Source organism: Mycobacterium paraffinicum (genome assembly GCF_001907675.1).
In the GTDB taxonomy this organism is placed as follows: Bacteria; Actinomycetota; Actinomycetes; order Mycobacteriales; family Mycobacteriaceae; genus Mycobacterium; species Mycobacterium paraffinicum_A.
Genome location: NZ_MPNT01000049.1, coordinates 16,874 through 35,077, shown reverse-complemented (window position 1 = coordinate 35,077; position 18,204 = coordinate 16,874). Strand labels below are relative to the sequence as shown.

Genomic DNA, 18,204 nt, shown 5'->3' with positions numbered 1-18,204 from the left:
AGATCCTCGAGGGTCAGGGTTTTGAACTCGATGACCTCCGGCATGTCGACCTCGTAGACGACGGTGCCCGCCGGCCACGGCAGGCGGTAGGCGCGCGCGTCGAGCCCGGCTGCCAGGATCACCGCCTGACCGATCCCGCTCCGCGTTGCTTCCAGGAAGAAGTCGTCGTAAAACCTTGTGCGGCAGGCCATTCCCCTTCGCCATCCGCTGCGGGTTGAACTCGGAGGCCCCGCCGACCGGGATCTCGCCGTTCACCAGCCGGACGTAGACGTCGATCCCGACCGCGCGCACCAGCGGCGCCGCGTACGGGTCGTCGATCAACCCAGCGTCGGAGGACACGGCCCGCTGCGCGGCGACCATGGTCGCCGTCGCGCCCACGCTGGTCGCCAAATCCCAACGATCACGATCGGTGCGCGCCATGGTGCTCCCTAGTCCGCCCGAATTAAATAGACAATCTAGTCAGTATCGCAGGGTTGACCACCCCCGGGACTACCCTGCGACCTGTGACCGACTTCGCCCAGCGGACGATCGACCTGGCCCGACAAAACGTCGCGGAGGGCGGCCGCCCGTTCGCCACGGTGATCGTCCAGGACGGTGAGGTGCTCGCCGAGAGCGCCAACAAAGTGGCGCAGACGAACGACCCGACCGCCCACGCGGAGATCCTGGCCATCCGCGCGGCGTGCATGAAGCTCGGCACCGAGCACCTCGTCGACAGCACGATCTACGTCATGGCGCATCCGTGCCCGATGTGCCTGGGGTCGCTGTACTACTGCTCACCGAAGGAAGTCGTCTTCCTGATCACCCGGGAGACGTACGAGGACTACTATCTCGACGACCGCAAGTACTTCGAGGTGTCCACCTTCTACGACGAATTCACCAAGAGCTGGGACCGGCGGCGCCTGCCGATGCGCTACCAGCCCCATGCGGGCGCCGTGGACGTCTACCGGCTCTGGAACGAGCGCAACGGCGGTCAGCGCCGGTCCACGGTCGTCCCCTAAAACAGCCTCCCCGTTGGCAGCGGGCCCGACCTTGATTACTATTTGCGTATGCATGCAGATAGTGGCGCAGCCCGGTTGCCCGATGATCAGACCAGCTTGGTGGTCGAGGTCTTCCGGATGCTGGCCGACGCCACCCGCGTGCAAGTGCTGTGGGCGCTGACCGAGCGCGAGATGTCGGTCAACGAACTCGCCGATCACGTCAGCAAGCCGCCGCCGTCGGTTTCCCAACACCTGGCCAAGCTGCGGATGGCGCGGCTGGTCCGCACTCGCCGCGAGGGCACCACGATCTTCTACAGCCTGGAGAATGACCACGTCCGGCAGCTAGTCATGGACGCCGTCTTCAACGCCGAGCACGCGGGGCCGGGCGTGCCCGGTCATCACCGCGGCGATGGCGGCCTGAAGGCGGCCAGCGAATCAGCGCAACCGCCGGCCCGGCGGCGCAGCGGCGGCAAGTGAACACGGAAACAATCAGGAGTGAACCGATGGCCGAGCAGCACACCCACGACCAGCCCCACGCGCATGAACATCAGCACGGCGACGTCACGCACGCGCACGCGCACACCGAGCACGAGCACGACCACGTCCAGCACGAGCACCAGCACAGCCACGCCGACGGCACCGAGCACAGCCATCAGCACGTGCACCAGGCCGGCGTCGAGGACGTTCACGGCCACCCGCACTAGCGGGCATTAGACCACCGGGCAGTAATGCTTCGGGTCGCCGCGCTCCTGCGCGGGCGGGAGGTTGCGCGCCGGCGTCTGCGGCAGCGGCGCGTCGGCCGGAATGCGCCCGGATGCGCGGTCGAGGCCGGCGCGGGCCCGCGGATGCTTGCGGTACCTGGTCGGCACAAACGCGAAGACCAGCCGCACCAGGTTGCCGAAGCGCCGGTGCAGCCACTCGTCGCGGTCGGTCCACCCAAAGCCCAACCGTTCGCGAACGGCCGGGTGATAGAGGCCGACCGTCAACCAGACGAAGAACGGTCGCGAGAGCCTGGTCAGCCCGCCCCACAACCAATTCGGGAGCCAGGGGGCGATCGGCAGCTTGTCATAGATGGTCAGATCGAGCACTGCCCGCGTCGCGTAATTGTCCTCTAATACGTTGCGGCACATGTGGTCCCAGTAGGCCTGGAATTCTTCCCAGGTCTTGGGGACCGGGCGCATGCTCATGCCGTACATCCGGTACCACTGAACGTGTTCGTCGAAGAGCTGGCGCTTGTCGGCCTCCGTCAGACCGCCGCCGAACCGCTCGGCCACCAGGATCGTGCCCATGAAGAACGTGGAGTGTGCCCAATAGAAGACGTCGGGATTCAGTGCGTGGTACCGACGCCCTTGGTCGTCCACGCCCTTGATGTCGATGTGGTAGTCGCGGACCTCGGCACCCGTCGTCGGAGCGCGATCGCCGTCGAAGACCACCCCGCCGATCGGGTACAGCGACCGCATCACCCGCGGCAGGGGTTCGGTGAAGAACGTCGAGTGTTGTTCCACCGCGGCGCCCAATTGCGGGTGCATGTTCTGCATGGATCCCGCGAACGGGCCCTGCAGCATGCCGCGCCAGTCACCGAAGTACTTCCATGTCAACGAGTCGGGCCCCAGCGGGATCGGTGGTGCCTCGTAGCCCAGCGGCGATACCGGGCAGCCGGCGGCCACGGCGAGATCGTGCGCGACGTCGCTGGTCAGCGGCCGGGGTTCGGACGTATGTTGGGTCACTGAATCGGATTCCTGTAGGTGTCTGCAAAACTGACTACACGCGTTGTCAGTTTCAAGCTTAGGAGCGATGTGCAGTCCGGTCAACGACGGGGCCGTTGGACCGGCGTCCCCCTGGGGGATCGCCTCAACCTCCGTCGCGACAACCTCATCGCCGCCGGCGTGCAATTGCTCGGCAGCGGCAGCCGGCCCGCGTTGACCGTGCGCGCGGTCTGCCGCGAGGCCGCGCTGACCGAACGGTACTTCTACGAAAGCTTCTCGGACCGGGACGAATTCGTGCGGGCGGTCTACGACGACGTATGTACGCGCGCGATGAACGCGCTCACGTCGGCAAAGACCCCGCGGGAAGCCGTCGAAAAATTCGTCGAGCTGATGGTCGACGATCCGGTCCGCGGCCGCGTGCTGCTACTGGCGCCCGCGGTCGAACCGATCCTGACCCGGTCGGGCGCGGAGTGGATGCCCAACTTCATCGAACTGCTGCAGCGCAAGCTGTCGCGGATCGGCGACCCGGTGCTGGAGAAGATGATCGCCACGAGCCTGATCGGCGGCCTATCGAGCCTGTTCACCGCCTACCTCAACGGCCAGCTCGGCGCCACCCGCAAACAATTCATCGACTACTGCGTCGACATGCTGTACAACACGGCCGCCCCATACGTGCCCGCCCCCGACGTGGGCTAGCACCACTGCCGGTTTATCGACTCCGCCCCGGCGGCAATCCCTACAACCCGAGCCAACCGCCCAAATACGGGATCCAACCGTTACGCGGCGCGCGGCCACCGCAGCTTGATGCTACTGAGGTACACAGATATATTGACTGCTACCCGTCGACACAGATAACTGGAGGGCCTCCCATGTCAGCCGAGCTGACAAACCTACAGCTGCTGCATGAGCTCGAGCCGGTGGTCGAGAAATGCCTCAACCGGCACGAGAGCATGCACAAAAACTGGAACCCGCACGACTACATCCCGTGGTCCGACGGCAAGAACTTCTACGCGCTGGGCGGCCAGGACTGGCACCCAGAGGAGAGCAAGCTCTCCGACCTCGCCCAGGTGGCGATGGTGCAGAACCTGATGACGGAGGACAACCTGCCGTCATACCACCGCGAGATCGCGATGAACTTTGGCCTGGACGGTGCCTGGGGCCAGTGGGTCAACCGGTGGACCGCCGAAGAAAACCGGCACGGGATCGCGCTGCGCGACTACCTGGTGGTGACCCGCGCCGTGGATCCCGTCGAGCTGGAGAAGCTGCGCATCGAGGTGGTGAACCGCGGCTTCAGCCCCGGCCAGAACCAGCAGATCCGAGCCGACCTGTTCGCCGAGAGCCTGTTCGACTCCGTCATCTACGTGACCTTCCAGGAGTTGGCGACCCGGATTTCGCACCGCAACACCGGCAAGGCCTGCAACGAGACCGTCGCCGACCAGTTGCTGCAGAAGATCTCGGCCGACGAGAACCTGCACATGATCTTCTACCGCGACGTCAGCGACGCCGGGTTCTCCGCCGCGCCCAACCAGGCCATGAGGTCGTTGCACAAGGTGCTGCGCAACTTCCAGATGCCGGGCTACCAGGTCCCCGAGTTCCGGCGCAAGGCCGTCTTCATCGCCGTCGGCGGCGTGTACGACCCCCGCATCCACCTCGACGACGTCGTCATGCCGGTCCTGAAGAAGTGGCGCATCTTCGAGCGCGAGGACTTCACCGGTGAAGCCGCCGCGATGCGCGACGACCTCGCCCTGCTCGTCAAGGAGCTCGAGCAGGCCTGCGACAAGTTCGAGATCTCGAAGCGGCGCCAGCTCGAGCGGGAGGCCCGCACCGGCAAGAAGACCACCGCGTTCGAGCTGCACCAAACCGCCGGCAAGCTGGCTATGAGCCGCCGGTAACCCAGCGTTGCGCATCGGTCCCATCACGCTCGCCAGCCCGGTGGTGCTGGCCCCGATGGCGGGCGTGACCAACGTCGCATTCCGGACGCTGTGTCGTGAACTCGAGCGGTCGAAGGTCGGCACGGTCAGCGGGCTCTACGTCTGCGAGATGGTGACGGCGCGCGCGCTCGTCGAGCGGCACTCGGTCACCATGCATATGACCACGTTCGCTCCCGACGAGTCGCCACGCTCGTTGCAGCTGTACACGGTCGATCCGGCGACCACGTACGACGCCGCCCGGATGATCGTCGACGAGGGTCTCGCCGACCACATCGACATGAATTTCGGCTGTCCGGTGCCCAAGGTCACCAAACGCGGCGGCGGGGCCGCGCTGCCGTACAAGCGGCGGCTGTTCGGCCAGATCGTCGCGGCGGCCGTGCGCGCCACCGAGGGCTCCGGGGTGCCGGTGACCGTCAAGTTCCGCGTCGGCATCGACGACGAGCACCGCACGCACCTCGACGCCGGCCACATCGCCGAAACGGAGGGCGCCGCCGCGGTCGCGCTGCACGCCCGCACGGCGGCGCAGCGCTACTCCGGCACGGCCGACTGGGAACAGATCGCGCTGCTCAAGCAACATGTGACGACGATTCCGGTGCTGGGAAACGGCGACATCTACGACGCCAGCGACGCGCTGGCGATGATGGCCAAGACCGGATGCGACGGCGTCGTCATCGGCCGCGGGTGCCTGGGCCGACCCTGGCTTTTCGCCGAACTCTCGGCCGCGTTCACCGGCAGCCCCGCCCCCACCCCGCCCACGCTGGGAGAAGTCGCCGACATCGTCCGCCGGCACGGGCGGTTGCTGGCCGCGCACTTCGGTGAGGACAAGGGCATGCGCGACATCCGCAAGCACATCGGCTGGTATCTGCACGGCTTTCCGGCCGGCTCGGAGCTACGCCGAGCGCTGGCGATGGTCAAGACGCTCGACGAACTCGATTCTCTGCTAAGCCAATTGGACGGCGCGGTCCCCTTCCCCGATGCGGCCAGTGGCCCCCGGGGCCGGCAAGGGTCACCCGCCCGGGTCGCGCTACCCGAAGGGTGGCTGACGGACCCCGACGACTGCACCGTGCCCGCCGGCGCCGACGTGATGCACTCCGGCGGCTGAACGACCGCGCGAAATCGCGCCCGGACCGATAACTCAGTACGATGTGGACCTTGCTGCATTGCGCGTTCTGCGGCGGCCGGTAACGCGCCGCCGTCCGACCGCGACAAAGGAGTGCGACCCACCGGGTGGTACGAGCCGCAGCGCCGACAACGCCGAGCGCTGGAACGGCGTTGCGCAGGGACACGCTGACATCCGCATCAGAGCTTCGGAGGCCGGTAGGACATGAGTGACGCCGAGGACGACGCCACTCGCGACGCTGGGCGCGCCGCGCTGGGCGCCGCCCCGTGGGAGCGGTTCTCGGAGCCCCCGTCCGACTACAGCCTGCACCTATGGCAGACCGATGCCGCCGTCGAGACCGTCCAGCCGCCAGCAACCGACGAAGCATCCGGGTCCCACACGGGCGGCGGCGTCAGCGTCGCCGAACTGATTGCGAAGCTCGGCGCCCCCTCGACCGGCCGGTCCACGCACCGCCGCGCCGAACCGGAGCCCGAGCCCGATTCAGCCGAGGCCGAGTCGCACCTCCCGGTCGAGTTGCAGCAGACCCAGGTGATCGAGGACCTGGCCTACTCGCTCGGCGCGGTCTCGGAGCTTCCCGACCTCGAGGCCGACGACCGGCGGAACGGCGACGGGCCGGCAGCCGAGGAGGTTCCCGACGCTCACGCGCGTAAACCGCGCCGCCGCCGGCGGCCGATGCTGCTGGCCGCTCGCTCGGTGGCGGCACTGTTTGCCGTGCTGGCCGTGGCGTTGACGGGCGGGGCGTGGCAGTGGAGCACGTCCAAGAACGCCCGGCTCAACACCGTCAGCGCCCTCGACCAGGGATCGGATGACATTCGCGACCGCAACGGGCAGTACGGCGACGAAGACTTCTTGATCGTCGGCGTGGACTCCCGGGCCGGCGACAACGCCAACATGGGCGCGGGTGACACCGAAGACGCCGGCGGCGCGCGATCGGACACGGTGATGCTGGTCAACATCCCGGCCAACCGCAAACGGGTGGTGGCGGTGTCCTTCCCCCGCGACCTGGCGATCACCCCGATGCAGTGCGAGGCATGGAACCCCGACACGGGCAAGTACGGGCCCCTCTACGACCCGAAGACCAAGAGCTGGGGTCCGAAGATGGTCTACACCGAGACCAAACTGAACTCGGCGTTCGCCTTCGGCGGGCCGAAGTGTCTGGTCAAGGAGATCCAGAAACTGTCCGGGTTGAGCATCAACCGCTTCATCGCCGTCGACTTCGCCGGGTTCGCCAAGATGGTCGACGCACTGGGCGGCGTCGAGGTGTGCTCGAAGACCGCGCTGCACGACTACGAGCTGGGCACGGTGCTCGAGCACGGCGGCCGTCAAGTCCTCGACGGCCCGACCGCCCTCAACTACGTGCGGGCCCGCCAGGTCACCACCGAGACCAACGGGGACTACGGCCGCATCAAACGCCAGCAGCTGTTCCTGTCGTCGCTGCTGCGCTCGCTGATCTCCGAGGACACGTTGCTCGACCTGAACAAGCTCAACAACGTCGTCAACATGTTCATCAGCGACACCGTCGTCGACAACGTGCAGTCGAAGGACCTGATCCAGCTCGGTCAGTCGCTGCAGGGGATGGCGGCGGGGCACGTCACCTTCGTCACGGTGCCGACCGGCGTGACCGACCAGAACGGCGACGAACCGCCGCGCATGGCCGACATGCGGGCGCTGTTCGACGCCATCATCAACGATGATCCGCTGCCCGAGGAAAACGACCAGAACGCAAAGAATTTGGGGACATCCGGCGACAAGATGTCCGGCGACAAGTCGAGTCAGACCAAGACGCCCGCCACCAAGCAATCACCGGCCCCCACCGCGGCCCCGGAGGCCCGACACGAGCAGGTGACCACCACGACGCCGGGCGATGTCACGGTGCGGGTATCCAACGCGACGACGCAGAGCGGCCTGGCCGCCACGGCGACCAGCCAGCTCAAGCGCAATGGCTTCAACGTGATGACGCCGGACGATTATCCGAGTTCGGTCAACACGACGACGGTGTTGTTCTCGGCCGGCAACGAGCAGGCCGCGGCGACCGTCGCGTCCTCGTTCGCCAACGCGAAGGTTCAGCGGGTTTCCGGCTACGGACAGGTGGTCCAGGTGGTGCTCGGACCCGACTTCAAATCGGTCGCCACCCCACAACCGAGCGGTTCATCGATCAGCCTGCAGATCGAACGCGGCTCGGGCAGCGCGCCGGCCAAGCTCCCCGAGGACCTGACCGTCACCAACGCTGCCGACACCACCTGCGAGTGAGCGCTTTTGGGCGCTCCGCCGCCCGTTTTCAGTCCCGAGAACGTAGGCTTGGCGGTATGCGGACCGCCTACCATGAGCAGCTCTCGGAGTTATCCGCGCAGCTCGGCGAGATGTGCGGGCTGGCGGGTATCGCCATGGAGCGGGCCACCCAAACCCTGTTGCAGGCCGATCTGGTGTTGGCCGAGCAAGTGATTTCCGACCACGAAAAGATCGCCACCCTGAGCGCCCGCGCCGAGGAGAGCGCCTTCGTGCTGCTGGCCCTGCAGGCGCCGGTCGCCGGTGATCTGCGGTCCATCGTGAGCGCCATCCAGATGGTGGCCGACATCGACCGGATGGGCGCGCTTGCCCTGCACGTCGCGAAGATCGCCCGCCGCAGGCATCCCCAGCACGCGCTGCCCGAAGAGGTCAATGGCTACTTCGCCGAAATGGGCCGGGTCGCAGTCGAATTGGGCAACAGCGCGCAAGAGGTGGTGATGTCCCGCGATCCGGAGAAGGCCGCCCGGATTCGCGAAGAGGACGACGCGATGGACGACCTACACCGCCACCTGTTTTCGGTGTTGATGGACCGCGAATGGAAATACGGGGTGGCCGCCGCGGTCGATGTCACCCTGCTGGGCCGGTTCTACGAGCGCTTCGCCGACCACGCCGTCGAAGTGGCCAGGCGCGTCATCTTCCAGGCGACCGGAAAGCTTCCCGAAGAGGAAACGAAAGCGGCCCCGCAATAGCCGACCGGATCAGCCGAAGCGCCCGGAGATGTAATCCTCCGTCGCCTTCTGGCTGGGGTTGGAGAAGATCTTCTCGGTGTCGTCGACCTCGATCAACCGCCCCGGCTTGCCGACGGCCTCCAGGTTGAAGAACGCGGTGTAGTCGCTGACCCGCGCCGCCTGCTGCATGTTGTGGGTGACGATGACGATGGTGTAGTCCTGCTTGAGCTCGCTGATCAGTTCCTCGATCGCCATCGTCGAGATCGGGTCCAGCGCGGAGCACGGCTCGTCCATGAGCAGCACATCGGGCTGCACGGCGATCGCCCGCGCGATACACAAGCGCTGTTGCTGACCGCCGGACAACCCGCCGCCCGGCCTGTCCAACCGGTCCTTGACCTCATCCCACAGGTTCGCGCCGCGCAGCGAATACTCGGCTGTCTCGTCGAGCATCTTGCGGTTGCGAACGCCCTGCAGCTTCAAACCGGCGACCACGTTGTCGCGAATCGACATGGCGGGGAACGGGTTCGGTCGCTGGAACACCATTCCGATCGCCCGCCGGACGCCGACCGGGTCGACCCCGGCGCCGTAGATGTCCTCGTCGTCGAGGAGCACGCTGCCCTCAACCCGTCCGCCGGGGACCACCTCGTGCATCCGGTTGAGCGTGCGCAGCACCGTCGTCTTGCCGCAACCCGACGGGCCCGATGAACGCCGTGACGCTGCGCGGCAGGATCGACAGCGTCACATCCGCGACCGCGTGAAACGAACCGTAGTAGATGTTGACGGCTTTGAGGTCCAACCGTTTGGCCACTTACTGCTCCTGCCTATGACTTCTTGGTGCCAAGGAATTTCGCTATCGCTCGGGCCCCGACATTGATTGTGGCGATCACCAGGATGAGGGTTAGGGCGGCACCCCACAACCGATCCGTCGGGACCGGAATCACCCCCGCACCGGCGCTGGTCTGGTTGTACATCATGCCGGGTAGCGTCCCCATGAAGCCACTGAAGATGTCGAAGTTCATGGACTGCGCGTAGCCCACCAGGATCAGCAACGGGGCCGTCTCGCCCATCACCCGGGCCAGCGCCAGCAAGATGCCGGTGATGATGCCCGACAGCCCGGTGGGGATCACCACCCGCAGGATCGTCTTCCACTTCGGGACACCCAGCGCGTAGCTGGCCTCGCGCAGGTCCACCGGGACGATTCGCAGCATCTCCTCGGTGGCTCGCACGATCACCGGCAGCATCAACAGGACCAGCGCCAGCGACACCGCAAACTCGGAACGGGGAAAGCCCAGCGTCGCCACGAACAGGGCGTAGATGAACAACGCCGCCACGATCGAGGGCACCCCGCTCAGGATGTCGACCATGAACGAGGCCAGCCTGCCCAGCGCGGTGCCGCCGCCGTATTCGGCCAGATAGATGGCGAGCATGACGCCGACCGGGACGGAGATGAGCGCGCACACCACTCCCTGCAACACGGTGCCCACGACCGCGTGGTAGGCGCCGCCGCCGGCCACGAAGGCGGTCATGCCCGCTTGCGAGTGCGTCCACCACACGGTCGACGAGATCGCCCTGAACCCCTTGGCGACCACCGAGTACAGCACCAACAGCAGGGGCGTCACCGCGATCACCATGGACAGCGAAACCAGCACCAGCGCAACGTGATCCGCGGCCCGGCGGCGGCGGCTGGGCCGGGAGAACGTGCGCGGCTTCAGCGGGCGGTCCAACATCGAGGTCATCGGGCGCCCCATCGGCTACCGGCCGCGGCGCCGCGTGCCAGGGCGTCGACGAGGAAGGTGAGCACGAAGAGCGCCAGCCCCGCGGCGATGTACGCGCCGGCTTTGTATTGGTCATCGAATTGGGCGGCGGCCCCCGCGATCATGGTCGCGACGGTCGAGCCCCCGTCGAACAGCGACCAGCCGAACATCGCCTGGGTCCCGCGCAGGATGATCAGCAGCGCGACCGTCTCCCCCAGGGCGCGGCCCAGCCCCAGCACCGCCGCGCTGATATAGCCGGACCACCCGAACGGCACCACGACCGTCTTCACCACTTCCCAGCGGGTGGCGCCGAGCGCCAGCACGGCCTCGATCTGGTCCTGCGGTGTCTGGATGAACACTTCACGGGTGACGGCGGTGATGATCGGCAGGATCATCACCGCCAGGACGATGCCGCCCGTGAAGATGGTGCCACCGCCGGCGACCGACGTGTTGCCGTGGGCGAACAGGAAACACCAACCCAGCGATCGGTTCAGCCAGGTCGCGACGGGACGCAGGTGCGGCTCCAGCACATAAAGGCCCCACGCGCCGTAGATGATGGAGGGAACACCGGCCAGCAGATCGACGGCGTAGGCCAGCGGCCCGGCCGCGCGCCGCGACGAGTACTGCGTGATGAAGATGGCGACGCCCAGCGCGACAGGCATGGCCAGCAGTAACGCGAACGCCGACACGAACACGGTGACCTTCAGCAGATCGGAGATGCCGAAATGCATCGCCGAGGTGTCGGTGGTCACCCAGTTGCCGCCGTAGCTGAAGAAGTTCTCCCGGTTGCGCCGCAACGCCGGTATCGCGCGCAGGAGCAGGAATCCACCGATCGCGCCGATCACCACCACGAGCAGCAGGCCCGACCCGTTGGCCAGCCAGCGAAACACCCGGTCTCCAACGTGTGGCCGGGCTTTTCCCCACGGACTGATCGGTGTCAGCGGCGCCTCGGGGAAGGGCGCGGCCACGGCCGCGCCCGAACCGGCATCGTTGGGGTTTGGCGTGGTCACTGTGATCCCGGCACAGTTCGGTCGCTCCTTAAGCCCGGGGCCACTTGGTCACTGCAGAGCATTGATCGCGGCAACCAGCCGCTCTTTGACCTTATCGGGCAGCGGAACATAGCCGGCCGACGCAAGGTCGGCCTGTCCGCTGCCGGCGGCGACCGTGAGGAACGACTTGATCGCCCCTGAGGTGTCCGCGTCGGCGCCCTTCGAGCACACGATCTCGTATGTGGCCAGGACCAACGGGTATGACCGGGGGTCCTGGGAGCTGTACATCGGGTTCAGGTCGAGCACCAGGTCGTTGCCGTCGCCGACGAAATCGGCCGCCCTCACCGCGTTTCCGGCGGTCTCGTTGGTGAGCGGGATGACGCCACCCTTGTTGGTGCCGATTTGCGCGTAGGGCAGGCCGGCCTGATCGGCGAAGCCCTTCTCCACATAGCCGATGGCGCCCGGCGTGGTCCGCACGGCCTGCACGACACCGGCCGACTTGGTGGCCCCCTCGCCGACGCCGCCCTGGAACTCGGTGCCCACACCCTTGGTCCAGCTCTGCGGTGCGGCGGCCGTCAGAAACTTCTGCACGTTGTCGGTGGTACCCGACGAATCCGTCCGGTAGATCGGCGTGATCTTGGTGTCGGGCAGCACCACGCCGGGATTGAGCGCCGCCAGGATCGGGTCATTCCAGGCCGTGATCCGACCGGTGAAGATCTTGGCCAGCGCGTCGCTGCTGACCACCAGTGCCGGCACCTCGGCGACGTTGTAGACCAGGGCGATCGGCCCGAACACCAGCGGCAAGTCCCACGCCGGGTTCCCGTCGCAGCGCGCGGAGGCCGGACCGATCTGGTCCGCGGCCAGCGGGGAATCGGCGCCCGCGAAGTCGACATGGCCGGCGATGAACTGCTCGCGCCCGGCGCCGGAACCGGTCGCGTTGTACGAGACGCTCTTGCCCGGGCAGTACTGGCCCCAGACCTGGTTGAACAACGCCACCGCGTTCTGTTGAGCCGTCGAGCCTTCCGCCGTCAGCTTGTTCTTCCCGCCGCATCCGGCGGTGCCCGTCGGCCCGGAGACGGCCGCCGGCGACGCCCCGCGGCGGTTCTGGTCGCTGCCACAGCCAATCAGCGCGCCGCTACCGACAGCCACCGCCACGACCAGGACGGCCAGCGCCCTGCCTCCCCTGTCGAGCCTCACCGATCTCGCTTCCTGACGCGTTGTCGTGCCCGCGTGCCGCCGGCCGTCTCCCAAGAGGTTGCCAGGTCGTCGCGAAAATATGCTCCGACCCAGCCCACGGCAACTTCTCACTGGCAAGCGCAGGTGACAACCGCCAGGCACGAGCCCACCCGCCGCCCGCGGTCAGCCGGCCGAAGCGACCGCGTAAGCCGTGTCCACGCTGTAGGTGGTGAAACCCAGGCGCTGGTACGTGCGCACCGCGGCGCGGTTGTCGGACTCCACGTAGAGCAGCACGGTCGGTTCCGCGGAGCCGGCCAGCCGGTGCGCCAACGACTCGATGCCGATGGCCGTCAGCATCTGGCCCATGCCCCGGCCCTGCGCGACCGGATCGACGCCCACGACATAGACCTCCCCCAGGCCGGGTTGATCGGGGTGCACCTTGGTCCAGTGGAAGCCGAGCAGCTTGCCCTCCTCACCGGTATCGGAGGCGTCGAACGCCAGGAACAGACCGGCCGGGTCGAACCAGGGTTCGTCGCGCCGCTCGGCCAGCTGGGTCTCGGTCCAGCCGCCCTGTTCGGGGTGGTCGGCGAAGGCGGCGTTGTTGACGCGCAGCAGCTCGGCGTCGTCGGAGGTGCCCGCGTAGGTGCGCACCCGGACCCCGGGCACGGGGCGCACCAAGTCATGGGTGTCGCGAAGGGTGCGTCGCATCTGAAGCAGCTCGCGGACCGGGACCAGCCCGAGCGCGGCAGCGGTGGCGCGGGCCGGTTCGAGCGTGCCGTGCGCCCAGAACCGGTTGCTCGCGGCGGTCTCGGCCAACGCCGCGCGCGCCAGCGCCGTACCGAAACCATGCCGGCGGGCGCGCGGGTGCACCACCAGTTCCGCCATCGCCGCGTCGGGATCGCGCGACAGATTGAGGTAGCCGACGACCCCGTCGGTGTCGGTGATGAGCAGGTGCGCGGTGCGGTCGTGCGGCAGTTCGCGCAGCACTTGTTCACCGACAGGCGCGACGCCGTCGAATTCGGTTGCGGCGCTGATGAGTTCGCGAATCTGCCGTTGCTCGTCAGCGGTCAGCGTCGAGCGCCGGGCGGGCGCGGTCACTGACTGCGCAACGGGTCGCCCAGCGGCTGTTCCAAATCCTCGGAGTCGGACTCGATGTCGTCGGCGGGCTCATCCTCAGCCGAGTCCGCGATCGGCGCGCGGCCGCGCGCAGGCCGGACGGCCTTGTAGCCGACGTTGCGGACGGTGCCGATCAACGCCTCGTATTCGGGGCCGAGTTTGGCGCGCAGGCGACGCACGTGGACGTCGACGGTGCGGGTGCCGCCGAAGAAGTCGTATCCCCACACCTCGTGCAATAGCTGCGCGCGGGTGAAGACGCGCCCGGCGTGCTGCGCCAGGTATTTGAGCAACTCGAACTCTTTGTAGGTCAGGTCGAGCGGGCGGCCCCGCAATCTCGCGGTGTAAGTGCCCTCGTCGATCACCAGCTCGCCCAGGCTCACCTTTCCGGCACTTTCCTGTTCGGCCAGCCCGCCGCGGCGACCCACAACCAGTCGCAGCCGGGCGTCGATCTCGGCGGGCCCGGTGCTCGGCAAGAGGATCTCGTCCAGCCCCCAGTCCGCGCTGACCGCCACCAGGCCGCCTTCGCTCACAACGGCCAGGACGGGCACGGAACGGCCGGCGGTGCTCAGCAGACGGCAAAGGCCCCGCGCCGAAGACAGATCGGTGCGCGCATCAACCAGTACGGCGTCCGCCGTCCCAGCCTCGAGCAATGAGGACGGTTCCGCCGGCGCCGTGCGGACGGCGTGGGGAAGCAACGACAACGACGGCAGGACCGGGTCGGGATGCAGCTCCGTGGTCAGCAGTAATAGCTCCAACTAGCCCCTCCAGCTCGGGGGAACGGCATCTTCACAATTCGCAACGCAACGACGCGTTAGTTGCCATGTCATCTAACGATAACTTGCCACCTGCCACTCTGGTGCGGGGACGACGCAGTGTGAGCGCCGCCACCCGGGCGGTTCGCGACAGCTCGGACGGAGGGTTACGCCACAATATGCGGGTGCGCAAGGTGCTGGTGGCGACGGCGGCCGCGGGGATCGCCGTGGCCGTGGTGGTGGCCGGTGCGGTCGCCATCGACTACGGGAGCAGCATATACGCCGAATACCGGCTTTCGTGCAGCGTGCGCAAAGCGGCCAATTTGCGGTCCGACCCGTTCGTGGCGATCGTGGCGTTCCCGTTCATCCCGCAGGCGATGCGCGGCCACTACAACCAGCTGGAGATCAAAGCCAACGCCGTCGACCACGCGACTGTCGGCAAGGCCACCCTCGAAGCCACGATGTACTCGGTCGATTTGAGCCACGCGTCGTGGCTGATCGGGCCCGATGCCGAGCTGCCGGTGGGCAAACTGGAGAGCCGCGTCATCATCGACTCGACGCACCTGGGCCGGTACATGGGCATCAGCGATCTGATGGTCGAGGCGCCGCCCAAAGAAACGAACACCGCCACCGGTGGCGTCACCGCGTCCGGCATTTCCGACAGCCACGGGGTGGTGTTCAGCGGCACCCCGCACTCGGCCAACTTCGAACACCGGGTCAGCGTCTCGGTGGACCTGTCCATCGCCCCGGACGACCAGGCGACGCTGGTGATCACCCCGACCGGCGTCCTGACCGGGGCGGACACCGCGGATCAAACAGTTCCGGACGACAAGCGGGACGCGGTGCTGCGGGCCTTCACCGCCAGGGTGCCCGACCAGCGGCTTCCCTTCGGGGTGGCACCCAAGACCGAGGGGGCGCGCGGCTCCGACGTCATCATCGAAGGCATCAGCTACGGGGTCACCGTCAGCATGGACGGCTTCAAGCGGTCGTGACCCGGTCAGCGCCGGAGCCCGCGGTATGCGCGGCTACCGCGGCGAGTTTGATCGCCGTCCGTCATTCGGTAAGCTTGCCGACGTGCTAGCCCGCCTTGAGCCTCTGCTCACCCAACGCCGCGCAGTCGATCTGTGCCGCACCGCGGGCTGTTGCTGTCGCTGTAGCTGCTGAGTCGCCGCGCGCTTTCGCGTAAGCACTCGGAGCAACCCCGGAACGTTACCGAGGCCGTCTCCCGTCGTTCCCATAAGCAACAGGCGTATCCAGGAGTAGTACCGTGCCGAGCAGCAACACCACCACCCAGCAAGACATCGTTGACGTGCGGGGTCCCAGGTTCGCCGCCTGGGTGACGACCGCCGTCCTGGTGATCACCCTCGCCGTATCCGCCGTCAGCCCGCTGGCGGCGGCGGTCATTCTCGGCGTGCAAGCAGTCATCTTCGCCATCGGCGCCGTCGGCGGCCCGCGCAAGCACCCCTACGGGCGCATATTCGCCCGCTTGGTGGCGCCCCGCCTCGGGCCCGTCCAGGAACGCGAACCGGTGGCACCGCTGAAGTTCGCCCAACTCGTCGGCCTGCTCTTCGCGGTCGTCGGCGTCGTCGGGTTCGCCGCGGGCGCGTTTTTGGTCGGTGTCGTCGCCACCGCCGCGGCACTCACCGCCGCCTTCCTGAATGCGGCCTTCGGCATCTGCCTGGGCTGCCAGCTCTACCCGCTGGTCGCGCGCTTCCGAGGCGCGGCGCGCACCGCGTGACCCGTTTTTTGAAAGCGATCGAAAGGATCACCCCATGGCACGCTCCGACGTCCTGGTCTCCGCGGACTGGGCCGAGAGCAATCTCGACGCCGCCGGTGTCGTCTTCGTAGAAGTCGACGAGGACACCAGCGCATACGACACCGGCCACATCCCCGGCGCGATCAGGCTGGACTGGCGTTCGGACTTGCAGGACCCGGTCAAGCGGGATTTCGTCGACGCGCAGCAATTCTCGAAGCTGCTCAGCGAACGTGGCGTCGCCAATGACGACACCGTGATCCTCTACGGCGGCAACAACAACTGGTTCGCCGCCTACGCCTACTGGTACTTCAAGCTGTACGGGCACGACAAGGTCAAGTTGCTCGACGGTGGCCGCAAGAAATGGGAGCTCGACGGGCGCGCGCTGTCCAGCGACACCGTCAGCAGGCCCGCCACCTCGTACACCGCCGCCGCCCCGGACAACAGCATCCGGGCGTTCCGCGACGAGGTCATCGCGGCCATCAACACCAAGAACCTGGTCGACGTGCGCTCGCCCGACGAGTTCTCCGGCAAGATCCTGGCGCCGGCGCACCTGCCGCAGGAGCAGAGCCAGCGGCCCGGCCACATTCCGGGGGCGATCAACGTGCCGTGGAGCAAGGCCGCCAACGAGGACGGCACCTTCAAGTCCGACGAGGACCTGGCGAAGCTGTACGCCGACGCGGACCTGGACGGCTCCAAGGAAACGATCGCGTATTGCCGGATCGGCGAGCGGTCTTCGCATACCTGGTTCGTGCTCCGGGAATTACTCGGCCACAAAAACGTCAAGAACTACGACGGAAGTTGGACGGAATACGGCTCCCTGGTGGGTGCCCCGATCGAGTTGGGAAGCTGATATGTGCTCTGCCCCGAAACAAGGAGTGACGTTGCCCGCCAGCGTCGACTTGGAGAAGGAAACGGTGATCACCGGCCGCGTCGTGGACAGCGATGGCCAGGCGGTGGGCGGCGCGTTCGTCCGCCTGCTCGACTCGTCGGACGAGTTCACGGCCGAGGTCGTCGCGTCGGCCACGGGCGACTTCCGGTTCTTCGCGGCGCCGGGCTCCTGGACGCTGCGCGCTCTGTCGGCGTCCGGCAACGGGAACGCCGTGGTGAGCCCGTCGGGCGCCGGTATCCACGAGGTGGACGTCAAGATCGCCTGAGACCCCGGCTGCCCTGACCGGGATCGCGCGGGGCGAATAGACTTGTCCCCGTGGTGCTCTTCTTCGAGATCATGCTGGTCGTGGCGGTCGTGGTGATCTCATGGTTCGCGCTGTACACGCTGTACCGGCTTATCACTGACGAATCGTGACCTCTGACGAACCGCTGGGTGCTGCGAGCTCCGGCGATCGCGCGGTGGCTGCCGCCGCTGAGCGCGCCAAGCTGACCGCCGGCCGCAACATCCCCGCCTTCGACGATCTGCCGCTTCCTGCCGACACCGCCAACCTGCGTGAAGGCGCCAACCTGAACGACGCCCTGTTGGCGCTGTTGCCGCTGGTGGGTGTGTGGCGCGGGCACGGCGAGGGCCGCGCTCGTGACGGGGATTACCGGTTCGGCCAGCAGATCGTGGTTTCGCACGACGGCGGCGACTACCTGAACTGGGAATCCCGTTCGTGGCGGCTCAGCGAGGCGGGCGACTACCAGGAGCGCGGTTTGCGGGAGACCGGGTTCTGGCGTTTCGTCAGCGATCCCGACGACCCCAGCGAATCTCAGGCGATCGAGTTGCTGCTGGCCCATTCGGCCGGCTACGTGGAGCTGTTCTACGGGCGGCCGCGCACCCAGTCGTCGTGGGAGTTGGCGACCGACGCACTGGCCCGCAGCCGCTCGGGCGTCCTGGTCGGTGGCGCCAAGCGGCTCTACGGCATCGTGGAGGGCGGCGACCTGGCCTACGTCGAGGAGCGGGTGGACGCCGACGGCGGCCTGGTGCCGCACCTTTCCGCCCGGCTCTCCCGTTACGCCGGATAACCGCCGACCCGTTGCCC

The 18,204-nt window shown here is 67.3% G+C and carries 20 protein-coding genes and 2 pseudogenes; 14 read left to right on the top strand and 8 right to left on the bottom strand.

The window, feature by feature from the left end; all coding sequences use genetic code 11:
* A pseudogene (locus BRW65_RS29075) lies at window positions 1–360 on the bottom strand (class I SAM-dependent methyltransferase); the annotation flags it as partial.
* A 143-nt stretch (window positions 361–503) separates the two neighbouring features.
* Between BRW65_RS29075 and BRW65_RS29070 the strand changes: the two are divergent.
* From BRW65_RS29070 to BRW65_RS29060, 3 genes are read left to right on the top strand one after another with little or no spacing between them, the layout of a single operon-like run.
* Window positions 504–998, top strand: coding sequence for a nucleoside deaminase (locus tag BRW65_RS29070; RefSeq protein ID WP_073880658.1), 495 nt, complete (start codon window positions 504–506; stop codon window positions 996–998).
* A 48-nt stretch (window positions 999–1,046) separates the two neighbouring features.
* Window positions 1,047–1,454, top strand: coding sequence for an ArsR/SmtB family transcription factor (locus tag BRW65_RS29065; RefSeq protein ID WP_073880657.1), 408 nt, complete (start codon window positions 1,047–1,049; stop codon window positions 1,452–1,454).
* Between the two features lie 26 nt (window positions 1,455–1,480).
* Window positions 1,481–1,681, top strand: coding sequence for a zinc transporter Slc39a7 (locus BRW65_RS29060; protein ID WP_073880660.1), 201 nt, complete (start codon window positions 1,481–1,483; stop codon window positions 1,679–1,681).
* A gap of 6 nt (window positions 1,682–1,687) precedes the next feature.
* Here BRW65_RS29060 and BRW65_RS29055 read toward each other — a convergent pair whose 3' ends face one another.
* Window positions 1,688–2,704, bottom strand: coding sequence for an oxygenase MpaB family protein (locus BRW65_RS29055; protein WP_073880655.1), 1,017 nt, complete (start codon window positions 2,702–2,704; stop codon window positions 1,688–1,690).
* 69 nt (window positions 2,705–2,773) lie between these two features.
* On the opposite strand from BRW65_RS29055, the gene BRW65_RS29050 reads away from it, so the two are divergent.
* The 5 genes from BRW65_RS29050 (at window position 2,774) to phoU (ending at window position 8,709) form a co-directional block, all read left to right on the top strand.
* Window positions 2,774–3,379, top strand: coding sequence for a TetR/AcrR family transcriptional regulator (locus BRW65_RS29050; protein WP_073880653.1), 606 nt, complete (start codon window positions 2,774–2,776; stop codon window positions 3,377–3,379).
* A gap of 173 nt (window positions 3,380–3,552) precedes the next feature.
* Complete coding sequence (locus tag BRW65_RS29045; protein ID WP_073880651.1) at window positions 3,553–4,575, top strand: acyl-ACP desaturase; 1,023 nt, start codon at window positions 3,553–3,555, stop codon at window positions 4,573–4,575.
* 7 nt (window positions 4,576–4,582) lie between these two features.
* Complete coding sequence (gene dusB, locus BRW65_RS29040; RefSeq protein WP_073880649.1) at window positions 4,583–5,716, top strand: tRNA dihydrouridine synthase DusB; 1,134 nt, start codon at window positions 4,583–4,585, stop codon at window positions 5,714–5,716.
* Between the two features lie 222 nt (window positions 5,717–5,938).
* Entirely contained in the window at window positions 5,939–7,984 is a 2,046-nt protein-coding gene (locus tag BRW65_RS29035; RefSeq protein WP_073880647.1) for an LCP family protein, read from the top strand.
* Window positions 7,985–8,040: 56 nt separating this feature from the next.
* Window positions 8,041–8,709: a phosphate signaling complex protein PhoU gene (phoU, locus tag BRW65_RS29030; RefSeq protein ID WP_073880645.1), complete on the top strand. Its 669-nt coding sequence runs from the start codon at window positions 8,041–8,043 to the stop codon at window positions 8,707–8,709.
* Window positions 8,710–8,718: 9 nt separating this feature from the next.
* Here the strand turns inward: phoU and pstB are convergent.
* From pstB to BRW65_RS29000, 6 genes and pseudogenes are all read right to left on the bottom strand, one after another.
* Window positions 8,719–9,496 (bottom strand): annotated as a pseudogene (pstB, locus tag BRW65_RS29025) (phosphate ABC transporter ATP-binding protein PstB).
* A 13-nt stretch (window positions 9,497–9,509) separates the two neighbouring features.
* Entirely contained in the window at window positions 9,510–10,424 is a 915-nt protein-coding gene (gene pstA, locus BRW65_RS29020) for a phosphate ABC transporter permease PstA (protein WP_073880659.1), read from the bottom strand.
* The gene (gene pstC / locus BRW65_RS29015; protein WP_432206469.1) at window positions 10,421–11,452 is read right to left on the bottom strand and encodes a phosphate ABC transporter permease subunit PstC; all 1,032 of its coding nucleotides are present in this window, start codon (window positions 11,450–11,452) and stop codon (window positions 10,421–10,423) included. The genes pstA and pstC overlap by 4 nt, the downstream gene beginning before the upstream one ends.
* 48 nt (window positions 11,453–11,500) lie before the next feature.
* On the bottom strand, window positions 11,501–12,628 hold the full coding sequence (pstS, locus tag BRW65_RS29010) for a phosphate ABC transporter substrate-binding protein PstS (protein WP_073880641.1): 1,128 nt from the start codon (window positions 12,626–12,628) through the stop codon (window positions 11,501–11,503).
* Between the two features lie 162 nt (window positions 12,629–12,790).
* Window positions 12,791–13,705: a mycothiol synthase gene (mshD, locus tag BRW65_RS29005; RefSeq protein ID WP_073880639.1), complete on the bottom strand. Its 915-nt coding sequence runs from the start codon at window positions 13,703–13,705 to the stop codon at window positions 12,791–12,793.
* On the bottom strand, window positions 13,702–14,478 hold the full coding sequence (locus BRW65_RS29000; RefSeq protein WP_073880637.1) for a winged helix-turn-helix transcriptional regulator: 777 nt from the start codon (window positions 14,476–14,478) through the stop codon (window positions 13,702–13,704). Before BRW65_RS29000 ends, mshD begins: the two co-directional genes overlap by 4 nt.
* Before the next feature lie 176 nt (window positions 14,479–14,654).
* Here BRW65_RS29000 and lmeA point away from each other — a divergent pair, with 176 nt between their 5' ends.
* From lmeA to BRW65_RS28975, 6 genes are all read left to right on the top strand, one after another.
* Window positions 14,655–15,467 (top strand): mannan chain length control protein LmeA, encoded by an 813-nt coding sequence (gene lmeA / locus BRW65_RS28995; protein ID WP_073880635.1) that lies wholly within the window; start codon window positions 14,655–14,657, stop codon window positions 15,465–15,467.
* Window positions 15,468–15,492: 25 nt separating this feature from the next.
* The gene (locus BRW65_RS33025; RefSeq protein WP_432206468.1) at window positions 15,493–15,639 is read left to right on the top strand and encodes an Ms5788A family Cys-rich leader peptide; all 147 of its coding nucleotides are present in this window, start codon (window positions 15,493–15,495) and stop codon (window positions 15,637–15,639) included.
* A 103-nt stretch (window positions 15,640–15,742) separates the two neighbouring features.
* Window positions 15,743–16,213, top strand: coding sequence for a DUF4395 domain-containing protein (locus BRW65_RS28990; protein ID WP_073880633.1), 471 nt, complete (start codon window positions 15,743–15,745; stop codon window positions 16,211–16,213).
* 34 nt (window positions 16,214–16,247) lie between these two features.
* Window positions 16,248–17,081, top strand: coding sequence for a sulfurtransferase (locus BRW65_RS28985; RefSeq protein WP_073880631.1), 834 nt, complete (start codon window positions 16,248–16,250; stop codon window positions 17,079–17,081).
* A 1-nt stretch (window position 17,082) separates the two neighbouring features.
* On the top strand, window positions 17,083–17,385 hold the full coding sequence (locus BRW65_RS28980; RefSeq protein WP_067269500.1) for a DUF1416 domain-containing protein: 303 nt from the start codon (window positions 17,083–17,085) through the stop codon (window positions 17,383–17,385).
* Between the two features lie 145 nt (window positions 17,386–17,530).
* Window positions 17,531–18,187 (top strand): FABP family protein, encoded by a 657-nt coding sequence (locus BRW65_RS28975; protein WP_073880629.1) that lies wholly within the window; start codon window positions 17,531–17,533, stop codon window positions 18,185–18,187.
* Window positions 18,188–18,204: the final 17 nt, after the last annotated feature.

Coding starts and splice junctions, on each gene's coding strand:
- BRW65_RS29065 (WP_073880657.1), top strand. CDS start 1,047: ATGCATGCAGATAGTGGCGCAGCCCGGTTGCCCGATGATCAGACCAGC.
- BRW65_RS29060 (WP_073880660.1), top strand. CDS start 1,481: ATGGCCGAGCAGCACACCCACGACCAGCCCCACGCGCATGAACATCAG.
- BRW65_RS29045 (WP_073880651.1), top strand. CDS start 3,553: ATGTCAGCCGAGCTGACAAACCTACAGCTGCTGCATGAGCTCGAGCCG.
- BRW65_RS29035 (WP_073880647.1), top strand. CDS start 5,939: ATGAGTGACGCCGAGGACGACGCCACTCGCGACGCTGGGCGCGCCGCG.
- phoU (WP_073880645.1), top strand. CDS start 8,041: ATGCGGACCGCCTACCATGAGCAGCTCTCGGAGTTATCCGCGCAGCTC.
- pstA (WP_073880659.1), bottom strand. CDS start 10,424: ATGACCTCGATGTTGGACCGCCCGCTGAAGCCGCGCACGTTCTCCCGG.
- lmeA (WP_073880635.1), top strand. CDS start 14,655: ATGCGGGTGCGCAAGGTGCTGGTGGCGACGGCGGCCGCGGGGATCGCC.
- BRW65_RS33025 (WP_432206468.1), top strand. CDS start 15,493: ATGCGCGGCTACCGCGGCGAGTTTGATCGCCGTCCGTCATTCGGTAAG.
- BRW65_RS28985 (WP_073880631.1), top strand. CDS start 16,248: ATGGCACGCTCCGACGTCCTGGTCTCCGCGGACTGGGCCGAGAGCAAT.
- BRW65_RS28980 (WP_067269500.1), top strand. CDS start 17,083: ATGTGCTCTGCCCCGAAACAAGGAGTGACGTTGCCCGCCAGCGTCGAC.